Annotated in this window: 18 protein-coding genes; 8 read left to right on the forward strand and 10 right to left on the reverse strand. The window is 63.6% G+C overall.

Annotated elements, in window-relative coordinates; genetic code table 11:
• Positions 1-29 precede the first annotated feature (29 nt).
• The 3 genes from BZG29_RS04100 to BZG29_RS04110 all read right to left on the reverse strand — a co-directional run bounded on the left by BZG29_RS04100 (position 30) and on the right by BZG29_RS04110 (position 2,881).
• Complete coding sequence (locus BZG29_RS04100; protein WP_216350349.1) at positions 30-830, reverse strand: transporter substrate-binding domain-containing protein; 801 nt, start codon at positions 828-830, stop codon at positions 30-32.
• Between the two features lie 41 nt (positions 831-871).
• Complete coding sequence (locus BZG29_RS04105; protein WP_077399141.1) at positions 872-1,315, reverse strand: thioesterase family protein; 444 nt, start codon at positions 1,313-1,315, stop codon at positions 872-874.
• A gap of 117 nt (positions 1,316-1,432) precedes the next feature.
• Positions 1,433-2,881: a PQQ-dependent sugar dehydrogenase gene (locus tag BZG29_RS04110; RefSeq protein WP_077399144.1), complete on the reverse strand. Its 1,449-nt coding sequence runs from the start codon at positions 2,879-2,881 to the stop codon at positions 1,433-1,435.
• Between the two features lie 216 nt (positions 2,882-3,097).
• Here BZG29_RS04110 and BZG29_RS04115 point away from each other — a divergent pair, with 216 nt between their 5' ends.
• Together BZG29_RS04115 and BZG29_RS04120 are read left to right on the forward strand one after the other, a co-directional pair.
• Positions 3,098-4,204, forward strand: coding sequence for an S-(hydroxymethyl)glutathione dehydrogenase/class III alcohol dehydrogenase (locus BZG29_RS04115; RefSeq protein ID WP_077399147.1), 1,107 nt, complete (start codon positions 3,098-3,100; stop codon positions 4,202-4,204).
• 117 nt (positions 4,205-4,321) lie between these two features.
• A complete protein-coding gene (locus tag BZG29_RS04120; protein ID WP_034784311.1) occupies positions 4,322-4,555 on the forward strand; it encodes a hypothetical protein in 234 nt (77 codons plus the stop codon).
• Between the two features lie 12 nt (positions 4,556-4,567).
• Here BZG29_RS04120 and BZG29_RS04125 read toward each other — a convergent pair whose 3' ends face one another.
• Entirely contained in the window at positions 4,568-5,572 is a 1,005-nt protein-coding gene (locus BZG29_RS04125; protein WP_077399151.1) for a helix-turn-helix domain-containing protein, read from the reverse strand.
• 115 nt (positions 5,573-5,687) lie between these two features.
• Here BZG29_RS04125 and BZG29_RS04130 point away from each other — a divergent pair, with 115 nt between their 5' ends.
• The 3 genes from BZG29_RS04130 (at position 5,688) to BZG29_RS04140 (ending at position 9,983) form a co-directional block, all read left to right on the forward strand.
• Complete coding sequence (locus BZG29_RS04130) at positions 5,688-8,639, forward strand: polymer-forming cytoskeletal protein (RefSeq protein ID WP_077399155.1); 2,952 nt, start codon at positions 5,688-5,690, stop codon at positions 8,637-8,639.
• 88 nt (positions 8,640-8,727) lie between these two features.
• Positions 8,728-9,426: a dienelactone hydrolase family protein gene (locus BZG29_RS04135; protein ID WP_077399158.1), complete on the forward strand. Its 699-nt coding sequence runs from the start codon at positions 8,728-8,730 to the stop codon at positions 9,424-9,426.
• A gap of 140 nt (positions 9,427-9,566) precedes the next feature.
• On the forward strand, positions 9,567-9,983 hold the full coding sequence (locus tag BZG29_RS04140) for an SRPBCC family protein (protein ID WP_077399161.1): 417 nt from the start codon (positions 9,567-9,569) through the stop codon (positions 9,981-9,983).
• Positions 9,984-10,073: 90 nt separating this feature from the next.
• On the opposite strand, the gene BZG29_RS04145 is transcribed toward BZG29_RS04140, so the two are convergent.
• Positions 10,074-11,690, reverse strand: a complete 1,617-nt coding sequence (locus BZG29_RS04145) for a M28 family peptidase (RefSeq protein WP_077399164.1) — start codon at positions 11,688-11,690, stop codon at positions 10,074-10,076.
• A gap of 135 nt (positions 11,691-11,825) precedes the next feature.
• Between BZG29_RS04145 and BZG29_RS04150 the strand changes: the two genes are divergently transcribed.
• From BZG29_RS04150 to BZG29_RS04160, 3 genes are all read left to right on the forward strand, one after another.
• Positions 11,826-12,671 carry an alpha/beta hydrolase gene (locus BZG29_RS04150; RefSeq protein WP_077408948.1) on the forward strand — a complete coding sequence of 282 codons (846 nt, stop codon included), beginning with the start codon at positions 11,826-11,828 and terminating at the stop codon, positions 12,669-12,671.
• Between the two features lie 272 nt (positions 12,672-12,943).
• On the forward strand, positions 12,944-15,100 hold the full coding sequence (locus BZG29_RS04155; RefSeq protein WP_077399167.1) for a DEAD/DEAH box helicase: 2,157 nt from the start codon (positions 12,944-12,946) through the stop codon (positions 15,098-15,100).
• A gap of 443 nt (positions 15,101-15,543) precedes the next feature.
• Positions 15,544-17,199 carry a PAS domain-containing methyl-accepting chemotaxis protein gene (locus tag BZG29_RS04160; protein ID WP_077399170.1) on the forward strand — a complete coding sequence of 552 codons (1,656 nt, stop codon included), beginning with the start codon at positions 15,544-15,546 and terminating at the stop codon, positions 17,197-17,199.
• A 95-nt stretch (positions 17,200-17,294) separates the two neighbouring features.
• Here BZG29_RS04160 and bamE read toward each other — a convergent pair whose 3' ends face one another.
• Genes bamE through BZG29_RS04185 form a run of 5 tightly spaced genes read right to left on the reverse strand, consistent with a single transcriptional unit; the run spans position 17,295 to position 20,730 of the window.
• On the reverse strand, positions 17,295-17,603 hold the full coding sequence (gene bamE, locus BZG29_RS04165) for an outer membrane protein assembly factor BamE (RefSeq protein ID WP_077399173.1): 309 nt from the start codon (positions 17,601-17,603) through the stop codon (positions 17,295-17,297).
• Entirely contained in the window at positions 17,600-18,388 is a 789-nt protein-coding gene (locus tag BZG29_RS04170) for a hypothetical protein (protein ID WP_077399176.1), read from the reverse strand. Before BZG29_RS04170 ends, bamE begins: the two co-directional genes overlap by 4 nt.
• A gap of 49 nt (positions 18,389-18,437) precedes the next feature.
• Positions 18,438-18,797: a nucleotide pyrophosphohydrolase gene (locus BZG29_RS04175; RefSeq protein ID WP_077399179.1), complete on the reverse strand. Its 360-nt coding sequence runs from the start codon at positions 18,795-18,797 to the stop codon at positions 18,438-18,440.
• Positions 18,794-19,255 carry a GNAT family N-acetyltransferase gene (locus tag BZG29_RS04180; RefSeq protein ID WP_077399182.1) on the reverse strand — a complete coding sequence of 154 codons (462 nt, stop codon included), beginning with the start codon at positions 19,253-19,255 and terminating at the stop codon, positions 18,794-18,796. The genes BZG29_RS04175 and BZG29_RS04180 overlap by 4 nt, the downstream gene beginning before the upstream one ends.
• Before the next feature lie 35 nt (positions 19,256-19,290).
• The gene (locus BZG29_RS04185; RefSeq protein WP_077408949.1) at positions 19,291-20,730 is read right to left on the reverse strand and encodes a cytochrome P450; all 1,440 of its coding nucleotides are present in this window, start codon (positions 20,728-20,730) and stop codon (positions 19,291-19,293) included.
• Positions 20,731-20,736: the final 6 nt, after the last annotated feature.

Consider the following 20,736-nt stretch of genomic DNA (forward strand, 5'->3'; position numbering starts at 1 on the left):
CCTTGCCGCGGCGCGAAGTGCCGGGCTGATTAACGCAAATAAGCGTGTTCGATGCGCGCCAGCTGGCCGCTATGCCGCAGGGCCAGCAGGGCGGCATTCATCTGCGCGACGAAATCGGCCTTGTAGGCCGGCGTGTTGCGCGCGCTGTAGGCGATATACGTGGCTTCGGACGACAATTCCAGCACTTCATGCAAGGCAAAGCCGTAACTGGCCAGTTCACCGCCCAGCCGGCGCGCCGTATGGCGTGCCGCGCCGCGGTCGCTGGCGTAGCAATCGATGCGCCGCAAGGCCAGTTTTTTCAGATTGGCTTCATTGCCCTTGGCCGCTTCCAGGCGCAGCAGTCCCTCGCGGGCCGGCGCCATCAGTTTTTCCGAGAGTAAAAACCCCGTATTGACGCCGATGGTCAGGCCGGCAAAGTCGGCGGGAAACCGCGTGCGCGGCGTGCGCATGACGGCGTCATGGCAAAACAGCACCACCGATTCACGGTACAGCATGGCTGAATACGGCTGTACGTAGGGCCGTTCCGTCTTGCGTCCGGGCGGAAACAGGCCGAAAACCTGGCCCTTTTCCAGCGCGTCGAGGCCCCGCTTCCAGGGGCGCGGCTGCAGTTCCAGCCGGTAGCCGGGCATCGCGCTGGCCGCCTGGCGCAGGATATCGACATACATGCCCTTGAAGACGCCGTGTTCCACATAGCTGTACGGTGCATAGTCGTCGTCGCCATACAGGATGACGGTTTGCGGCGCGGCATGGCCGATGCCGGGTGCGGCCATCGCGCAGACGGCAGCCAGCAGGCAGGCGCCGGCGCGGCGCAGGTCAATTTTGCATATCATCCTGACAAGCATACAGGATGACGGCCGGAATGTACCGCGCCTCAATCGATCCAGTTCACCTGTGGGAACTTGCTGCCGAAATCTTCCGGCATGGGCACGACCTGGCTGAGCTTATAGTTGAAAAACACAAAACCGGACTTGGCCATCGCGATCAGGGTGCTGTCGCGCGGGCGCGTGATGCGGAAGGTGATGTCGCCGCCATACTTGTTGAAATCCATGACGCCCACTTCGAACAGCAACTGGTCGCGCGCATGGGCTTCGGCGCGGTAGGTGGTGGCCAGGTCGGTGACGATGATGCCGGTGCCGTCCGCTTCGATGTCGCGCACGCCATATTCGAACAGGAAGCGGGCGCGCGCCTCGGAAATCATGGAAATCATGGAATCGTTGCCGAGATGGTTGCCGGCATTGATGTCCGTCGTGCGTACCGTCAGTTGCGAGGAATAGCAGTACTGGTCTTCGGGAAATTCGAGTTTCAAACGGGCCATGGTGTTCTCTTGGGCTGGGGCGCAGGGCGCGGCGGAAAAAACCAATTCTAGCCGGTTCCCCGCGCCCCGTCGAAAAACGTCCCATCGTCCGTGTGCTGCAGGCATCGCGCAGGGGCGCTATTTGCGCACGATGCGGTAGACTTTCCCCGTGCCGCTCAGCATGTACAGCTCGTTTTGACCATCCTGGCCGAACGACAGGATGTTGCCCACGTTCGCGATGCCCCAGTCCGTCACGGCGGAGGCCGTGCCATTGCTGTAGCTGAAACTTCTCAGCCAGCCGCTGCAGTAGTCGGAATACAGGTATTGCCCCGCCAGTTCCGGCAGGGCCACGCCCCGGTACACATAGCCGCCCGTGATCGAGCAGCCGCCGGCCGTATCGTGGCCGTAGGTGATGACGGGCAAGACCAGCCCCGCCTGATTGCAGCCGGCGCTGTTGTAGCACTGCGCGCCTTCCATGACGTTCCAGCCATAGTTGTTGCCCGCCTGGCCCACGGGCCGCACGTCGACCTCTTCCCAGCTGGCCTGGCCCACGTCGGCGATATACAGCAGCTGGGCCGGCACGTCGAAGGCGTAGCGCCACGGATTGCGCAAGCCGTAGGCCCAGATTTCAGGGCGTCCGCCTGCCGCGGCAAAGGGATTGCCGGGTGGAATGGTGTACGGCTGGGCGACGCTGCTGGCGTTGACGTCCAGGCGCAGCAGCTTGCCCAACAGGACGTTGGTGTTTTGCGCGTTGCCGGGCGGATCGCCCGCGCTGCCGCCGTCGCCCGTGCCCGCATACAGATAGCCGTCCGGGCCAAAGCTGAGCAAGCCGCCATAGTGGGTGCTGAAGGTGGGGTGGGCAATCGTGAGGATGGTCAACGCCGACAGGGGATCGGCCACGTTGGCGTTGCCCGCCGACACTTGCCGCCGCTCGATGACAATGTCGCCGGCCAGGTTGGTGTAATAGATGAAGAAATAGCCATTGCTGGCGTACAGCGGATGGAAGGCCAGCGACAGCAAGCCCTGTTCGCCGCTGGTGGTGGTGAGCGTACTGATGTCGAGGAAGGGCGTGGCCTGCAGGCTGCCGTTCTGCAGCACGCGGATGCGGCCGGGACGCTCAAGGATGAACAAACGGCTGTCGCCCGGTGGCGCCGTGAGGAAGATGGGCGCGTTCAAGCCGCTGGCCACCTCTTGCAGGACCAGGGCCAGCGGTGCGCCGGCCGCATACGTGACGCTGGCGCTGGCCGTCGCGCCCGCAGTGACTTGCACCTGCTGCGTGACGGGCGTGGGCGCCAGCGTCCCCGTGCCTTGCGTCACGCTGGCGGCGCTGACCGCATAGGCGCCGGGCGCCAGGCCAGTGAGCGTGGTGCTGGCCGTCAGCGTCCTGCTGTACGACGCAGGCCCCGTGAGCGTGACGGCGCCCGCCACGCCGGCCGGCAAGCCGCCGATGGTGACCGTCAGGTTCCCCGTGGCGGCGCCCGGCGCAGGGTGGTGATGGCCGCCGCCGCAGGCAGCCAACAGCGCCAGGCAGCATGCCAGCAGCAGGGCCAGCCAGGGCAGCGGCAAGCGGGAAAGGAAATGGCGCATGTCTGTCTCCTGCGGGAACGCGGCAATCGCTGCTCAATGGGGCTGTGGTTCGTGCCAAGAATGCGCGTCTTTGCGGCGGGAAGTTTGAGCTGGCGCAAACGTACGGCGGCATCGGACAAATGCGCCGCGTTTTCAGACAAGCGCGCCGCCACTTGCGCCAGCGCGCCCGCCGGCGCCCGATAATGGCGCATCTGAAACCGAGCAGGAATGACACACATGAAAACCAAAGCCGCGATTGCCTGGAAGGCGGGCGCCCCGCTGACCATCGAAGAAGTCGACCTGGCCGGCCCGCGCGCCGGCGAAGTGCTGGTCGAGCTGAAAGCCACGGGCATCTGCCATACCGATTACTACACCCTGTCCGGCGCCGACCCGGAAGGCATCTTCCCCGCCATCCTCGGCCATGAAGGCGCCGGCGTCGTCGTCGACGTGGGCCCGGGCGTGACGACGCTGAAGAAGGATGACCACGTCATTCCCCTGTACACGCCGGAATGCCGCCAGTGCAAATTTTGCCTGTCGCAAAAGACCAATCTGTGCCAGGCCATCCGCTCCACGCAGGGCCGCGGCCTGATGCCGGACGCCACCAGCCGCTTTTCGCTGAATGGCCAGCCGCTGTTCCACTACATGGGTACGTCCACCTTTTCCAATTACATCGTCGTGCCGGAAATCGCCCTGGCGAAAATCCGCTCCGACGCGCCGTTCGACAAGGTCTGCTACATCGGCTGCGGCGTCACCACGGGCGTGGGCGCCGTCCTGTTCTCGGCCAAGGTCGAGGCGGGCGCCAACGTGGCCGTGTTCGGCCTGGGCGGCATCGGCCTGAACGTGATCCAGGCCGCCAAGATGGTCGGCGCCGATAAAATCATCGGCATCGACATCAATCCGGCGCGCCAGGCCATCGCGCGCAAGTTCGGCATGACGCATTTTATCAATCCGAACGAAGTGGACAACGTCGTCGACGCCATCGTGCAACTGACGGACGGCGGCGCCGATTACTCGTTCGAATGCGTCGGCAATACGACCCTGATGCGACAGGCGCTCGAGTGCACGCACAAGGGCTGGGGCAAATCGTTCATCATCGGCGTGGCGGCGGCGGGCCAGGAAATTTCCACGCGTCCATTCCAGCTGGTGACGGGACGCGAATGGCGCGGTTCGGCCTTCGGCGGCGCGCGGGGCCGCACGGACGTGCCGAAGATCGTCGACTGGTACATGGAAGGCAAGCTCAACATTGACGACCTGATCACGCACCGCCTGCCGCTCGAACGCATCAACGAAGGCTTCGACCTGATGAAGAGCGGCGAATCGATCCGTTCCGTCGTGTTGTACTAATCTTATCGGATGTACTCATTGCGCAACACTTGACGGACGGGGCAGGGCGGCAGGCTGTACTTCGCCGCCTGCCCCTGCTAGTGTGAAGATATCACCGCCTTGCTTTGGGAGCTGTCCATGTTTGCCACTGCCTACCTCGCCACCTTGCGCCGCATGCTGCCCGTCTTCCTCGGAGCGGCCCTGTCTTCCTTGCTGGCCTTGTGGTGGAGCAATGCCGCCAGCCTCGCCACGCCCGCCATCTGGCTGGCGCTGCTGGCCACGTATCTGCTGTGCGCACTCCTGTTTACGCCGCTGGCCCGGCAGAGCCGCCAACTGGCCACGCGCCACGTGCGTCACGGCAAGCCGCGCTGATTTTTCGCCCAGCTAGCGCGCCGTGCTGGAAAAGCGCTCGCGGTAATCGCGCGGCGTGATGGCGAGTTTCTTTTGAAACAGGCGGCGCAGCCTGTCTTCGCTGTGCAAGCCCGCCTGAACGGCCACCTGTTTTAAGGAAGACACATTGTCTTCCAGCAAGCGACGCGCCACTTCAAAGCGGGCCGTGTCGATGAATTCCGTGGGACTGGTGCCCGTTTCGCGCTGGAACACGCGCGTAAAATTGCGTTCGCTCATGGCCAGCCTGGCCGCCAGCAGCGGCACGGTAAGCTCTTCGGCCAGGTGTTCCATGATCCAGCCCTGCAACTGGCGGATGGTCGGGTGCGTCGTCATCTGGCTCGACAGGTGCACGGAAAACTGCGACTGGCCGCCGGGCCGCTTCAGATACACGACCAGGTCGCGCGCCACTTCCAGCGCGATATCGCGGCTGAAATCGTCTTCCACCAGGGCCAGCGCCAGGTCGATGCCGGCCGTCACGCCGGCCGACGTCCAGAATTTCCCTTCCCGCACGAAAATCGCATCGGCATTGACCTGTATCAATGGATAGCGCTGGCGCAGGCTGTCCACGGCGCTCCAGTGCGTGGCAGCGCTCTTGCCGTCAAGCACGCCGGCCTCGGCCAGGAAGAAGCAGCCCGTGCACAGGGCTGCCAGGGTATCGATGCGCGGCGCCGCCTCGGCCACCCAGGCGGCGAGGGCGGGAATGTCCTGCAAGACTTGCTCGACGTGGTGGCAGCCGACGATGACGGCCAGGTCGGGCAGGCGGTTCACATCGAGCGCCTTGCTGGCGTGCAGCGACATCAGGGTGTCCGACTCGACCGGGCCGATGGCTGTCGAGGCGATGCGCACGTCGTAGCCGCCGGGCAGATTGCGCAGGCGCAAATGGGTGTTGGCGTAGTCAAACACTTTCATGGCGCCGATGGCTTCGAGCGCCTTGAAGCCGGGATAGACGATGATGTCGACAGTGCGCAGGGGGAATTCTTTGGGGCTTTGCTTGATCATGCGATATGCGCGAGGGAGATAAATACTGCCATAATGCAACAACAGCGATGGCGTAGGTTAGCATGAAATAATCCGCGCGCCCGCTGGCTCCCCACCCACCGGATTCCTCGATATCGTGCGCTTACTCCACATTTTTGCCGCCCTGACATTGCTGCTGGGCTCATCCCTTGCCCACGCGGCCACGCTCAACTTCAATGGCGGCGCCGTCAGCGGCTGCACCCTGCCGGCGTCCAGCACCCAATATACTTGCGCCTCGCTGGCGCTGAGCTCTACCGACGTCATCGTCATCGGCAGCGCGTATGCCGTGACGGTCAACAGTTCCCTGGCGATGAGCTATAACCAGGGTTTGACGATGAGCGGCGATGCCACGCTGACGGTCAAGGGCAACCTGGATATCAAGGATATCAATCCGCCGAACCTGAAAGTAACGGGGGGCAACCTGACAGCCGAAGGCGGCACTTTCCTCATGGGCGCGCAGGAACAGACCGTCACGGCCAATATTTCCGCCACCACCATCAAGATGGGCTCGAACAACGTCAAGGTGACGGGCAAGATCAGCGCCAAGGGCCCGGTGGAAATCGCCTCGGGTTCCGTCATTAACGGGCCCATCAGCGGTACCGTCGTCAATATCCTGCCCGCCAGTACCCGCATCCAGGGCGATATCACGGCGACCACTTCACTGACCATCGGTTCCGGCAGCCAGGTGACGGGCAACCTGAAATCGCCGACCATCGACTTGAAGGCATCGGGCCTGCTCGTCACGGGCGACGTGGAGGCCAGCAATTCCTTGTCGATCGCTTCCGGCAATGGCATCAAGGGCAATGTGGACGCCGGCGAGGTGACGCTCGACTCGTCCAACGCCTACATCACGGGCAACGCCAAGGTCGACCACATCACCCTGGGCTGGCAGGGCAGGGTGCAGCAAACCATCACTTGCAAGGCGTATACGCCGTCGAACCCGTGCAGCTGCGTGACGAACAACAGCGGCTGGGCCTTCAATGAGCCGATGGGGCCAAAGTGCGGCCCCAGTACGCCGAGCGGACTGCACCATTTCCAGATAGATCACCCGCTGACGGCGCTTACTTGCCAGGTACCCACGGTGAAAGTGACGGCCTGCGCCGATGCCAGCTGCAGCGCGGTCTACAAGGGTAGTCCCAGCCCCAGCGTCACCGTCAGCCCTGGCGGCGTGCCGACGCAGATCGATGCCAGCGGCGTCAACGCCAATGTCGCGGTGCGCCAGACCACGGTGGGCATCGCCACGCTGAGCCTGGTCAGCACACCCGCCACGACGGGGGCGCTGGTGTGCAAGAGCGGCGGCAATACGAGCAATTGCCAGATCAGCTTTCTCTCCAGCGGCTTCCAGGTGAGCGGCATTCCGCGCTACGCGGAAGTGGCGGAAGCCTTGGTAATCAGCGCCTTGCAAGTAGCGCCCAACGATCCGACCGCTTGCGTGACCATGTTCGCCAACCAGAACAAGGACTTGAACCTGACTTGTGCGTACAGCAATCCGGACAAGGGGACATTGCCTGCGCGCATCTTTGACAGCGCCAAAAATAGTTATGTTGCCCTGGCGGCCAGCGACCAGAGCAGCTGCGCCGTGGCGAGCACCAAGGTGAATGTGACGTTCGGCGCCGATGGCGTGGCCAGGCCGAACATGCTGTATGCCGATGCGGGAGCGCTGCTGCTGACAGCCTCCTACAAGCCGGACAGCGGCAGCGACAAAGGTTTGGAGATGAGCGGCAGCGGCACGGTCATCGTGGCGCCAGCGAAATTTCTGTTCACGAAGCTGGCGCCGACGCAGCGCGCGGGCCTGGCGGCGGCGCCCTTGACGCCCGGTGCGACCATCATGCTGTCGGCCGTCAACGCGCTCGATGCCGTGACGAAGAATTTCGGCAACGAAAGCGGTGTCGCCGTGCAAAAAGTCGTGCTCGGCCGTAATCTGCAGGCGCCGCTCTATACAGGCGTAGCCAATCCGGAAGTTGGCGGCGATCTCGATTTTGTGAAGAAAGGGGGCGTCATCACGGCGCCGCCGCTGGTCTGGCCCGAAGTGGGCAAGATCAATTTCACGGCTGCGCTGCAAAACGGTTATCTGGGCAGCAGCCTGACGTCGCCGGGACCGAGCGACGCTGTGCTCTTTTATCCGCATCATTTCGTGACGGAACTGGTTATCAAGCAAGTGGACCTCCCGGGGGGGGCGAAGACGGAGTTTCCTTTCCCGTGCAGCGCGCCGCTCGCCTGCGCCGGCAACCGCGCCGTGTACTCGCGCCAGCCCTTCGATCTGACCATCCGCGCTCAGAATTCCGGCGGCGTGGATACCAAGAATTTCGACGCCAGGAATGACGACATCAACAAAACGCAAGTATCGCTGGTTCCGTATGACGCGGCCACGGGGAAGAACAGCTATCCGCCCACGGCGCCATCGGGCAGCACGCTGACGGATGGGGCAACAGCACCTGCGGCCGTGACGGGCGTCCCCGTCACCAGTTTCAGCAATGGCATCGCCACGCGCCCCATCGCCTACAGCTTCCCCGCCGCCTATGCCGTGCCCAAGGAGCCGACAGCGCTGGCATTGCCGACGGGGCTGCTGTTGCGCGCGACGTATGCCTATCCGGCGGCTGGCAATGTGAGCTCGGCGCCGGCCGATGGCAAGGAAGCGCAGCTGACCGTGCTCACGGGCCGCCTGATGGTGCCGCATGACTACGGTTCCGAGCGCTATCCTGTGCGCCTGGCCGTGCAGACGCAGTACTGGGACGGCAAGACCTGGGTCACCAGTCTGCTGGACAGCATCAGCGCCTTCGGCAGCGCGCAGGTGGTGTTTGCCAATTGCAAGAAAACACTGGCGTGCAAGGACTTTGCATTCCCCGCTGGCACGATTATTACTTATACGTTTGACAAGGGCATCTTGCCGCCGAATAAGCGCCTGATTGTGGCGGCGCCCGGCGCCGGCAAGACCGGCAGCGTCGATGTGTCCGTGTCCGGCATTGCGTACTTGCCCAGCACCGTGGGCACCGTCGTCTTTGGCGTCTTCAAGTCGGGCCCGGTGATTTACCTGCGCGAGATGTATTGAGCCAGGACAAAGGGTGGGCGCAGAAAGAGGGAAAAACCAGTAACATGCCTGGCTGTGGCATTCCCCCCAACCTCAGACTGGAGTTTCTATGAGCACAACATCGCAGTGGATCGATATCGCCGGCCCGGACGGCAGCTTCCAGGCTTACCTGGCCGTGCCGCATGTGGGCAAGGGCCCCGCCATCATCCTGTTGCAGGAAATTTTCGGCGTCAACGAGCACATCCGCGCCGTGGCCGACCAGTACGCGGCCGACGGCTACGTGGTGCTGGTGCCCGACCTGTTCTGGCGCGCCGGCGCGCACATCGAACTGGGCTATGACGCGGACGGCTGGAAGCGCGCCGTCGAACTGATGCAGGCGACCGATAACGAGCATGCCTTGAGCGATATCAAGGCCACCATCGCGGCCCTGCGCGCGCGTCCGGAAGTGACGGGCAAGCTGGCGTCCGTCGGCTACTGCTTCGGCGGCCGACTGTCGTACCAAGCGGCCGCGGCTGGCCTGGTCGACGCGGCCATCGCCTATTACGGCGGCGGCATCCAGAACAAGCTGGACCTGGCCGACCGCATCCAGGTGCCGCTGCTCATGCATTTCGGCGGCCAGGACAGCCATATTCCGCCGGAAGCCGTGCAAAAGATCGCCGAGCGCTTCGAAGACCGGCAAGACGTGGAAATCCATATCTACCCGGGTGCCGAGCACGGTTTCAACTGCACCCACCGCGACAGCTACCAGCAGCGCGCCGCCGCCCACGCGCACGGCAATTCCCTGATTTTCTTGGCGGAAAATCTGTAAGAGAGCCAGCCCAAGCTGGCCGGTTGCCATGGTTTGCCCAGCAGCAAAGCCGCATGGGCGCTAAAATAGCGGCTGTGCCGGGCAACTCCGGCCGGCCGGGCGCGGCGCCCGGCAAACCTGGATGAGGAACCGAATTAAAGATGGCCCAAGTAATTGTTTCTGTAACATTGGCGGCAAGCGCCGAAAGAGTGTGGGATTTTATCGGCGGCTTCCAGTCGCTGAATGAATGGTCGAGCTCGATCAAGACCAGCCTGTCCGAACATGGCGGCCGCGTGCGCCGCCTGAAAACCACGGACGGCGCCATCATCGCCGAACGCCTGCAAAGCTACAGCGAAGCGGACAAGAGCTACAGCTACACCATCGTCTCGGGCCCGATCCCCGTCAAGAATTACCGTTCCACCCTGCGCGTCACGGGTGAACCAGGCGGCGCTTCCTGCGTGGCGGAATGGTCGAGCGAGTTCGACGCGGCCGAAGGCGTGGAAGAAGTCATGGTGGGCGCGTTCCAGCACCTGTACGAAACGGCGTTCATCGACCTGAAACGCATCATGGCGATTTGAATTGCCAAACCCCATAGCAAATACCGGGGTCGGTTCCTGAGGGGCCGACCCCAGCCTTTCTGCTTTGCGGGTTAAAACATTGTTACCCTCTTAGCGTTTGACTTTGCCAAACGCCTCGTCCTTGTTCCATGTAGGCAAGTTCTTGTCGTTTGCCACTTCATAGCCGAGGTTCAAGGTGAATTGCGCCTGCTGCACCATGCCCGATAAATCCCACGACGGGTGGTATTCATCGGTTACCTGGTGGTAATCCTTCTTGAACGCCACCAAGCGCTCGCCGGACGCTTTCGGCTCCCGGACGAAGTCGAACGAACCGTCGCCGGAAAACACGGCCGAGCCCACGTTGAAGGCGGGCACGCCAGCCTTGGCGAAGGCAAAATGGTCGGCCCGGTAAAACGCGCCGGACAGGTCGGGAATGGTGGGTGCCAGGCGCAGGCCCATGCGCTTGGCCACCTTGGCGGCGCTCGCGTACAGGCTGCTGCGCTCGGCGCCGGCCACGCCGATGTCGTGCGTCTTGCCGACGAAGTTCATGCTGTCGAGGTTCAGGTCGGCGGCCGTTTTCGCCAGCGGCCACAGGGGCTTGCGCGTGTAGGCCGTGCTGCCCAGCATGCCCGTTTCCTCGCCGGCCGGCCACAGGAAGATCTGCGTGCGCCGTGCCGGTTGTTTTACCGCAACCTGCGCCATGGCCAGCAGGGCCGCCGCGCCCGAGGCGTTGTCGATGGCGCCGTTGTAGATGTGGTCGCTCTGGCCGCTGCGGCTGTTGCCTTCGTCATCCTTGCCCAGGTGGTCCCAGTGGGCCGAGTAAATCACGGCTTCATCCTTGAGTTTCGGATCCGTGCCCGGCACGATGCCGGCCACGTTGAATTGCTCGATGCTGCGGATCTGGCTGTTCAAGACCACCTTGACCGTGGCGTCCAGGGCCACGGGACGGAATTCGCGCGTTTCCGCCTGCGCGCGCAAGGCATCGAGGTCTTGCCCGCCCGCCTGGAACAGGGCGCGCGCCATGTCTTCCTGCAGCCAGCCTTCCATCGCATTGCCCGCGCCGGCCAGGTTGAAGCGTTCATGGCCGAAACCGTTGGCCGGCACCGACCACGGGTACGAGGCGGACTCGGTCGTGTGGATCAGCAAGACGCCGGCCGCGCCCTGGCGCAGCGCTTCCTCGTACTTGTAGACCCAGCGGCCGTACCAGGTCAGCGACTTGCCGGCAAAGCGGTTCGGTTCGGCAACGGTCGGCTGCGGGTCGTTGACCATCAGGATGACCATTTTTCCTTTTAAATCAGCACCCTTGAAGTCGTCCCACTGCTCTTCCGGCGCGCGGATGCCGTAGCCGGCAAACACCACGGGCGCATCGAACGCTACTTTTTGCTGGCCATTCGCCGCGCCAAAGACGATGTCCTTGCCGAAGGCGGGAGACAAGGTCTTGCCGCCCGCACTGAAGGTGACTTTGCTCGATGGCAAGGCCTTGCTGCCGACGATGGTCAGCGCCTGGCGATACGTGCCGTCCGGCAACGGTTGCAGGCCGGCCACGGCCGCCTGCGTTTCCAGGTAGCGCACGGCCAGGTCGCCGCCGCGCTGGCCCGTGCCGCGTCCTTCGAGCAAGTCGTCGGCCAGGAAGGACAGGTGGGCGCGCAGGGGCGCCTCGGCAACGAGCGGTTGGGCGAGGGGAGCCGTGCTGATCAGGCTGGCGGCGAGGACAAAGGGAAAACGCATGACAACTCCAAAAGTGAATACGGGAAAGCAAAGCAGCGGCAATCTTACTCTACCGCAATGCTCTGGCGTAGCGCGCGGCGCGCGCCAGCCGATTGGGGCCACAATGGCCGCTGGCCCACCGACAAGGAGCGTTCCATGACTAGCCCTGACTTGCATTCAAACAATACCCTGCGTACCGCCGACGGCACCTTGATCTACTACAAGGACTGGGGCAGCGGCCCGCCCGTCGTCTTCAGCCACGGCTGGCCATTGTCGTCCGACGCCTGGGAAGACCAGATGTTCTATCTGGCCGCGCGCGGCTACCGCGTCATCGCGCATGACCGGCGCGGCCATGGCCGTTCCAGCCAGCCCTTCGGCGGCAACGACATGGATACCTATGCCGATGACCTGGCCGCCCTGATCGACGCGCTGGACCTGGCGGGCGCCACCCTCGTGGGCCACTCGACGGGCGGCGGCGAAGTGGCGCGCTACATCGGACGCCATGGCACGCAGCGCCTGGCCGGCGCCGTGCTGGTGGGCGCCGTGCCGCCGCTGATGCTGCAAACGGCCGACAATCCGCTGGGCTTGCCGCTGTCCGCGTTCGACGCCATCCGCGCGGGCGTGCAGGCCGACCGCAGCCAGTTCTTCCGCGACTTGAGCGAGCCCTTCTATGGCTACAACCGGCCCGGCGCGAAGCCGTCGCAGGGGGTGCGCGACAGTTTCTGGCGGCAAGGCATGCAGGCGGGCATGCCGGCCGCCTACCTGTGCATCAAGCAGTTTTCCGAGACGGATTTTACGGACGACCTGGCCAAATTCGACGTGCCGACCCTGGTGATCCATGGCGACGACGACCAGATCGTGCCGATCGCCGCCTCGGCGCGCCGCACTGCCGAGCTCATCATCGGCAGCAAATTGCTCGTGTATGCGGGCGCGCCGCACGGCCTGGCGACGACGCACAAGGATAGGCTGAACGAGGACTTGCTGGAGTTCTTGCGCACCTGAAACGGGGGCGGGCGCCGTGGCGGCGCGGCGCCCGCCGTAGCTGTTGCCACGCAGAACAGGCGCAGCCGGCATATTGTTGTGTATCGTTTAATGTTGGCAAAATCACGCGCCAATTGCGTGCGGATCGCCGATTTTTCTGGCTTTTTTACGTAGATATGGCGCAAAAAACGGCGTTCTGCGGCATGCAGCCACCCGGTAAGGTCCAGTAAAGAGTAAACTAGCAGATACACTCTTTCGCATTGGGCGATTCGAGCGAACTTGTGAGTGATTTCATGTCTGATACACCAATTTCCTTATTTTCCGACCTTAACCTGAGCGAGCCGCTGATTCGCGCGCTTAAGGATGTCGGTTACGAAACACCGTCGCCTATCCAGGCGGCGACGATTCCATTATTGCTCGCGAACCGCGACGTGCTGGGCCAGGCGCAAACAGGCACGGGTAAGACCGCCGCCTTCGCCTTGCCGATCCTGTCGCGCATCGATCTGAAACAAAGCTCACCCCAAGCCCTGGTCCTGGCACCGACGCGCGAACTGGCCATCCAGGTCGCCGAAGCATTCCAGGTGTATGCCGCCCACATTCCCGGCTTCCACGTGCTGCCGATCTACGGCGGCCAAAGCTATGGCCCGCAACTGTCGGCCCTGCGCCGCGGCGTGCACGTCGTCGTCGGCACCCCTGGCCGCGTCATCGATCACCTGGACAAGGGTTCGCTCGACCTGTCCAAGCTGAAAACCCTGGTGCTCGACGAAGCCGATGAAATGCTGCGCATGGGCTTTATCGACGACGTCGAACGCATCTTGCAAGAAACGCCGGAAGGCCATCAAACGGCTCTGTTCTCGGCCACCATGCCTTCCGTCATCAAGCGCATCGCCACCACGTACCTGGTGAACCCGGCCGAAGTGACGGTCGCCGCCAAGACGGGCACGGCCGACAACATCCGCCAGCGCTACTGGCTGGTGTCGGGCATGCACAAGCTCGACGCGCTGACCCGCATCCTGGAAGCGGAAGCGTTTGACGGCATGATCATCTTTGCCCGCACCAAGCTGGGCACGGAAGAGCTGGCCGGCAAGCTGCAAGCGCGCGGCTTCTCGGCTGCCGCCATCAATGGCGACATCCAGCAAGCCCAGCGCGAGCGCACGATCCAGCAGTTGAAAGACGGCAAGATCGACATTTTGGTCGCAACCGACGTGGCCGCCCGCGGCCTGGACGTCGAGCGCATCAGCCACGTCGTCAACTACGACGTGCCGCACGATCCGGAAAGCTACACCCACCGCATCGGCCGCACGGGCCGCGCCGGCCGCAGCGGCGAAGCGATCCTGTTCATCACCCCGCGTGAAAAGAACTTGCTCAAAGCCATCGAACGCTCGACCCGCCAGCCGATCGGCATGCTGGAACTGCCGACCATCCAGGCCGTCAACGACGTGCGTATCGCCAAGTTCAAGGAACAGATCAGCGAAACCCTGGCCCTGGGCGAACTGGAACAGTTCCAGTCGCTGATCGAAGATTTCGAACGCGAGCAAAACATTCCCGCCATCGAAATCGCCGCCGCCCTGGCGAAGATGGCGCGTGGCAATGTGCCTTTGTTGCTGGACAAAAACAAGGCGCGCGAGCAAGCCACGTGGCAAGACGACCGTCCTGCGCGCCAAGACCGCTTTGACCGCCCTGAACGCAATGACCGTTTCGAACGCAATGACCGCTTCGACCGCAACGAGCGCAGCGAACGCCCGGCCTTCCCGAAAAAGGAACGCATCCAGCGCCCGGCCGACGCCGGCATGCAGACTTTCCGTATTGAGGTAGGTCATCAACATGGCGTAAAACCGGGCAATATCGTGGGCGCCATCGCCAACGAAGCGGGCATCGATTCGAAAAACATCGGCCGCATCGAAATCTATGACGACTACAGCGTCCTGGACTTGCCAGACAGCATGCCGAAAGAATTGCTGGACCAGCTGAAAACCGTGTGGGTAGCGGGCCAGCAGCTGCGCATCAGCCGCGACGGCGACGCACCGGACCTGGCGCCGCCAGCCGCGCCGCGCAAGCCGTTCGCCGCCAAGTCCGCGCCAGCGTTCAAGGATGCGCCGGCGGACGCGGGCGAAGTTGCCCCGCGCGCGCCGAAGAAGGAACGTCCACGCCCGGGAGTGACGGCCTACCGCATCGAAGTGGGCCGTGAGCACGCCGTAACGCCAAGCAACATCGTCGGCGCCATCGCCAACGAAGCGAACCTGGAAGCCAAGCATATCGGCCGCATCGATATCTTTGACAACTACAGCGTGCTGGACTTGCCGGAAGGCATGCCGCCGGAAATCCTCGACCACCTGAAATCGGTCGTCGTTTCGGGTCAGAAACTGCGCATCAGCCTGGACGATGGCACGACGGAGCGCAAGCCTGCGCCGCCGCGTCCGAAGTCGCCGCCGCGCAAAACGTTCAAGTAAGCCATCCCTGCACAGGTGCCTCTCCGGCGCCTGTGTCGCGGATTGGAGACACATCCCCCACTGGCGCATTCGCGCCAGTTTTTATTTTCCCTCAAGAAATAAACATGGTTGCCGCCTTATGGTAGGCGGCAGGTATCGCCATCTGCCGGCAATGGCCGCCGCTCCTTTGCATCTTTTTATCGGCGTAAACGCCATCTTTATTGCCTGCCGCATCGATACATAATTTTTTATTAATTATTGTATGTGCACGCAATTTAAATTTTGCATTTCAATAAAATCAATCAAGTTGAATCAAAGTAAATTCTAAAACATAAATGAATTGACTTTTATTAAATTGTTTGACTGGCGTCACTGTCGCCGAGGCGATATATCATGGGTGCTTGATGTGGTATATTGTTTTTATGTTTTTGTTATGCTAGTTGAAAAAAAATAGAGGAGCGACGATGCGGGTCAATACGCCTATCACGCAAAATGAATACGTATTAAATGAAGGCATGACGATTGTTTCCACCACGGATTTACAGGGAAACATCAATTACGCCAATCAGTATTTCATTGAAGTCAGCGGTTTTTCAGAAATGGAACTGCTGGGTGCGCCACAGAATATCCTGCGCCATCCCGATATGCCGGCCGAAGCGTTTGCCGACCTGTGGGACACCATCAAGACGGGCATGCCCTGGACCGGCATGGTCAAGAACCGCTGCAAGAATGGCGATTTCTATTGGGTCTTCGCCAATATCACGCCCGTCATCGAAAGCGGCCGCCCGATCGGCTATATGTCCGTGCGCACCAAGCCCACGCGCGAGCAGATCAACGAAGCGGCAGCCCTGTATAAAAGTTTCAAAGACGGCAATAGTGCCAACCTGGCGATCCGCAATGGCCGCGTCGTGCGCCAGGGCTGGGCCGCCAAGCTGGCCGAGTGGCGCAAATTGACCCTGTCGCAAGACCTGGCCCTGCATTGCATCATCTTCGGCGTGGTGCTGGCCATTCTCGGCTGCGCCGTGTGGAATATCGACGGCGACACGAGCACGGCCACGCGCAGCTGGCTCAGCGGTGCCGCCGCTGCCGCCGTGGCGCTGATGCTGTATTTCTGGGCCCATCTGCACAATTCCCTCGTCGCCCCGCTGGGCGACGCCATCACGGTGGCGCGCAAGATGGCAGGCGGCGACTTGACGGGCGTGATCGACAAGGTGCGCGACGATGATATGGGTCAATTGATGGCGGCCTTGCGCCAGACCAACATCAACCTGCACAGCATCATCGGCGACGTGCGCGCCAACTTCGAGGATATCCGCATCACCACGGCGGAAATTGCCACGGGCAATATGGACTTGTCCAGCCGCACGGAATCGCAGGCGTCCAGCCTGGAGCAGACGGCGGCCAGCATGGAAGAACTGACGTCGACCGTGCAGAACAGCGCCGACCACGTGGCCACGGCCAACGACCTGGCGGCGCAGGCGTCGACCGTCGCGGCCAAGGGCGGCACCATCGTCAGCGAAGTGGTCACCACGATGGACGAGATCAGCAGCTCGTCGCGCAAGATTCTCGACATTATCGGCCTGATCGACGGCATCGCCTTCCAGACTAATATCCTCGCCTTGAACGCGGCCGTGGAAGCGGCCCGCGCCGGCGAGCATGGCCGCGGCTTCGCCGTCGTGGCCGGCGAAGTACGGAGCCTGGCGCAGCGCTCGGCCACGGCCGCCAAAGAGGTCAAGAATCTGATCGACCATTCGATCGCCACCGTGAATGCGGGCAGCGTGCTGACCAGCAATGCGGGCGCCACCATGGCGGAAGTGATCGCCTCGGTAGCCCGCGTGACGGAAGTGATGGACGAAATTTCCTCGACCACGCGCGAGCAGAACCAGGGCATCGGGCAAGTCAACCAGGCCGTCATCCACATGGATGGCATCACGCAGCAGAATGCGGCGCTGGTGGAGCAGGCGGCCGCCGCCGCCACCAGCCTGGCGCAGCGCACCGAGAGCGTGGCCCAGTCGATCGGCATTTTCAAGCTGAAGGCATCGCCCAAGCGCAAGGTTGCCGGCGTGGGCCGCAGCGTGGGCGCGGGCGTGGCGGCACGCGCCTTGCTGAAGGCAAGATAATTACCCCAACGGCGAAAGGCTGGGGTCAGTCACTGCGTGACCGGAATGCTTCCCATCGGGAGCATTCCCCCCGGGTTTTGTCTGTGGGCTTACTCTTACTTCTTCACCCGGTACACGTCCCCGCTGCGTACCTTGCGCACCACCCCATCCCCGCCAAACAGAATCACATATTCGCCCTGCGCGCCCGAGGCGGCAGGGTAGCTGTACATCCACACTTCCTTGCCGCTGTCGAAACGGATGGACGTGCTGTCGCCCAGCGCGGCGCGCACCTGTTCGCGCGTGCTGTTGCCCGGCTGCACGGCCTGCTCCAGGGTGGCGTAGGGCACATTCTTGCTGGCTTGCAAGGCGCGCGTGCCGGAGCAGGCGGCCAGCAGCATCAGCACGATCAGCGAAAGCCACTTCATGGCGCCACCTCGTCCATATAGTCAAATTCCAGCAGGGTGTCGTCGGGCCAGTTGCTATCCCACAAGGGCGCGTAATACGTGCGGTCAAGCAAGACCTGGCAATCGCAATAGGGCAGCGAGGCGGGCGTTTGCTCGCCGCCCGCGTACAGCATGGTGAACGGTAACGAAACCCTGCGTTCGCCGTGCACGAGGGTCACGCCGAACAGGGGACGGTCCGTGAAGAACAGATAATTGCCGTCCGGCTCGGAACACACTTTATCAGTGCTGTAGAGCATGCTGGACAGCCAGGCGATGATTTGCGGGTCGTTCGAGATCAGACCGGAATCCATGCCGGCGCGGCATTCCAGGCGCAGGTCGCCCAGGCGCCGCGTGCCGGGCGGCAAGCCGGGTGTGATCACCTGCGCGCGCCAGCTCATGGTGGACGCCTTGCGGTTGGCGATCAGCACGGCATCCTCGCGTGCCGCTTGCGCATGGCGCACGGGGGCAAAGCTGTTGTCCTCTGCCAATGGTAACGGGATGCTGACGGTGTCGCCGGCGATGCGCAGCTGCACGCCCTGCATGTCCACGCCGGGCTGGCGCGGCAGCAAACGGAAGCGCAGGCTCGCCTGCGGCGCCAGCGCATGGTCGCGCTCGAAGCGCTCCACGCCCTGCAGCATCTTGCGGTAGGACTTGTCGACGGGGTCGCGCGTGGCATCCACCTTCACCTGCGGCACGGGCGTGGTTTGCGCCAGCGCAATAGGTCCATGGAGCAAGCCTATGATCAGCAGTAATAGATAAATACGCATGGCTTGATGCTACGCCTTTTTGCGCATCCGCCACGCACGGGTGGGCGTCTCAGTATTCGCTGTATTTGCGCGCGTCGCCGCGCACCTGCTGCGCCGGGTATTTCTGCGCGTTCAGTGCCATCTTTTCCAGCACGGCCGCGTGCAGGTCGACGCCGCTCTTGTCGGCCAGGCGTACCAGGTACATCAGCACGTCGGCCAGTTCGTGGCGGATGCCAGCGCGCTTCGCCTCGTCCAGTTCGCAATCCGCGCCCGTGGCCAGCCACTGGTAATGTTCCGCCAGTTCCGCCACTTCCACGGACAGGGCCATGGCCAGGTTTTTCGGCGTGTGGAACTGGTCCCAGTCGCGCTCGTCGGCAAAGGCGCGCAGGCGCGCGCGGATATCGAGCAGGCTGTCGGCGGGCGCGCTCATGCGGCCGCCTGCAGCGGTTTTTCCATGAAGACACTGAATGGATCGTCGCGATAGTCGCCGTACGGTCCGCGCCGCTGGTAGCCGTGGCGCGCGTACAGGGCGATGGCCTCGGGCTGGTGGATGCCCGTCTCCAGGGTCAGCAAGCGGCAGCCGCGCGCCAGCGCCTGCTCTTCCAGCAAGGCCAGCAAACGTTTCGCCAAGCCCAGGCCGCGGCTGTCCGGGTGCACATACATGCGCTTGAGCTCGCCGAATGCGGGCGTGACGACGATGGCGCCGCAGGCCTGTGCCGTGCCGGCCGCATCGCGGGCGACGGCAAACAGCAGGTTTTCTAGCGGCACGGACGCCAGATCCAGCGAGTAGACGCACTCGGCCGGATACAGCGTTTGTTGATATGCATCAAGCTCGGCGATCAGGGTTTGCACGTCGGCTTGCTGCGGGGATTCCAGGCGGATGGTCATGGGGAGGTCGAATGAATGGGACTTCCCCCATGGTATCACTGCGGCCGCGCCAGGCGCATGGTCAGGCCGATGGGCGACATCACAAAACCCATCAGTTCCTGCGCCTCGCCGCCATCGGGCGTGTCGACGCCGGCGATGTCGAAGCTGCCCAGCAGCATGGCCATGGCGATCTTGATTTCCAACAAGGCCAGGTAGCGGCCCGGACACGTGCGCAAGCCGGCGCCGAAGGGCATGGCGGCGCGCTTGTTGTTCGCCTCGCCGCCTTCGGCCAGCCAGCGCTCGGGCTGGAAGGCTTGCGCGTCGGGAAAGTGCGCATCGGACACCGTGTCGTGGCGCATCACGCACCACACGAGGGTGCCGGCCGGCACGGCAATATCGGCGATGACCGTGTCGCGCAGGGCTTCGACGGGCAGGAAGGGGGCCACCGGCTTCAGGCGCATGGCTTCGCTGGCGCAGGCGCCCAGGTAGTCGAGGCTGTCCATCTGTTCGATCGTGAAGCGGGCCGCGTCGGGCGCCAGGCGCCGCACTTCTTCGCGCGCCCGCGCCAGGGTGTGCGGATGGCGTTGCAACAGGTAAATCATCCAGGACAGCGTATTGGCCGTCGTATCCTCGCCCGCCAGCAGCATGGTCAGCACATTGCCGGCCACGTTGCGGTCGGTCACGCCGCTGCCTTCCAGGTCGGCGGCGGCGATCATCGCTTCGAGCAGATTGGGCGGACGCTCGCGGCGCGCCGGGTCGCGCGCCATGCGCGTGCGCGCCTGCTGCACCAGGTCGGCCACGGCGGCGGACAGCGCCGCCACGTCGCGGTCCAGGCGGCGGTCGACGGGCAGCTTGACGTAGCGCCAGTACGGGAACATGGACAGACTGCGCCGCGCCACGGCGGGCAGGATGTCGTCCATGTGGCGCTGGATCACGTCTTCGCCCGCTTCCAGCGTGTTGACCTCGGTGCCGAAGGCGAGGCCGGCGATGATGTCGACCGTGTAGCGTTTCAGGTCGCCATCGAGGTCGATCGCCTGGCCTTGCGTGGCGGCAAGATGCCAGCGCCGCCGCAGGCGCTGCGCCACCGTCGCCAGCGCCGGGAAGTAGGCCTTGACGGCGCCGGGCGCCATGCCGGCCATGACCATGCGGCGCTGGTTGCGCCATTCCGTGCCCTCGGCCAGGAACAGGCCGGGGATGCCGCCCATTTCCTCGGAAACGAGGGAGCTGCTCAGGGGGCGGCGAAAGCCGTCGGGCCGGTCGCGCAGCACGGCGCCGACAGCCTCGCTGTCGGCCACCACCAGCACCAGGGTGCGGCCGAACCAGGCGCGCAGGTAGGGGCCGTAGCGCCGCACCCACTCTTCCACGTCGCGGTGGATGCGCGTGAGCTTGATCTGCAGGCTGTTGCCGACGATGGGCAGGGCGAATGGTCCCGGCAGGCGGCGAATCTGGCGCAGGGCCGTGGTGGCGGGCGCGGCGGCGTGGTCGAGCGGGGGCATGGCGTA

It is taken from the genome of Janthinobacterium sp. LM6 (assembly GCF_002002885.1).
Taxonomy (GTDB): domain Bacteria; phylum Pseudomonadota; class Gammaproteobacteria; order Burkholderiales; family Burkholderiaceae_D; genus Janthinobacterium; species Janthinobacterium kumbetense.

Excerpts from the sequence above, each read along its gene's own strand:
- BZG29_RS04100 (WP_216350349.1), bottom strand. The coding sequence starts at position 830 with ATGATATGCAAAATTGACCTGCGCCGCGCCGGCGCCTGCCTGCTGGCT.
- BZG29_RS04105 (WP_077399141.1), bottom strand. The coding sequence starts at position 1,315 with ATGGCCCGTTTGAAACTCGAATTTCCCGAAGACCAGTACTGCTATTCC.
- BZG29_RS04110 (WP_077399144.1), bottom strand. The coding sequence starts at position 2,881 with ATGCGCCATTTCCTTTCCCGCTTGCCGCTGCCCTGGCTGGCCCTGCTG.
- BZG29_RS04115 (WP_077399147.1), top strand. The coding sequence starts at position 3,098 with ATGAAAACCAAAGCCGCGATTGCCTGGAAGGCGGGCGCCCCGCTGACC.
- BZG29_RS04120 (WP_034784311.1), top strand. The coding sequence starts at position 4,322 with ATGTTTGCCACTGCCTACCTCGCCACCTTGCGCCGCATGCTGCCCGTC.
- BZG29_RS04125 (WP_077399151.1), bottom strand. The coding sequence starts at position 5,572 with ATGATCAAGCAAAGCCCCAAAGAATTCCCCCTGCGCACTGTCGACATC.
- BZG29_RS04135 (WP_077399158.1), top strand. The coding sequence starts at position 8,728 with ATGAGCACAACATCGCAGTGGATCGATATCGCCGGCCCGGACGGCAGC.
- BZG29_RS04140 (WP_077399161.1), top strand. The coding sequence starts at position 9,567 with ATGGCCCAAGTAATTGTTTCTGTAACATTGGCGGCAAGCGCCGAAAGA.
- BZG29_RS04145 (WP_077399164.1), bottom strand. The coding sequence starts at position 11,690 with ATGCGTTTTCCCTTTGTCCTCGCCGCCAGCCTGATCAGCACGGCTCCC.
- BZG29_RS04150 (WP_077408948.1), top strand. The coding sequence starts at position 11,826 with ATGACTAGCCCTGACTTGCATTCAAACAATACCCTGCGTACCGCCGAC.
- BZG29_RS04155 (WP_077399167.1), top strand. The coding sequence starts at position 12,944 with ATGTCTGATACACCAATTTCCTTATTTTCCGACCTTAACCTGAGCGAG.
- BZG29_RS04160 (WP_077399170.1), top strand. The coding sequence starts at position 15,544 with ATGCGGGTCAATACGCCTATCACGCAAAATGAATACGTATTAAATGAA.
- bamE (WP_077399173.1), bottom strand. The coding sequence starts at position 17,603 with ATGAAGTGGCTTTCGCTGATCGTGCTGATGCTGCTGGCCGCCTGCTCC.
- BZG29_RS04170 (WP_077399176.1), bottom strand. The coding sequence starts at position 18,388 with ATGCGTATTTATCTATTACTGCTGATCATAGGCTTGCTCCATGGACCT.
- BZG29_RS04175 (WP_077399179.1), bottom strand. The coding sequence starts at position 18,797 with ATGAGCGCGCCCGCCGACAGCCTGCTCGATATCCGCGCGCGCCTGCGC.
- BZG29_RS04180 (WP_077399182.1), bottom strand. The coding sequence starts at position 19,255 with ATGACCATCCGCCTGGAATCCCCGCAGCAAGCCGACGTGCAAACCCTG.
- BZG29_RS04185 (WP_077408949.1), bottom strand. The coding sequence starts at position 20,730 with ATGCCCCCGCTCGACCACGCCGCCGCGCCCGCCACCACGGCCCTGCGC.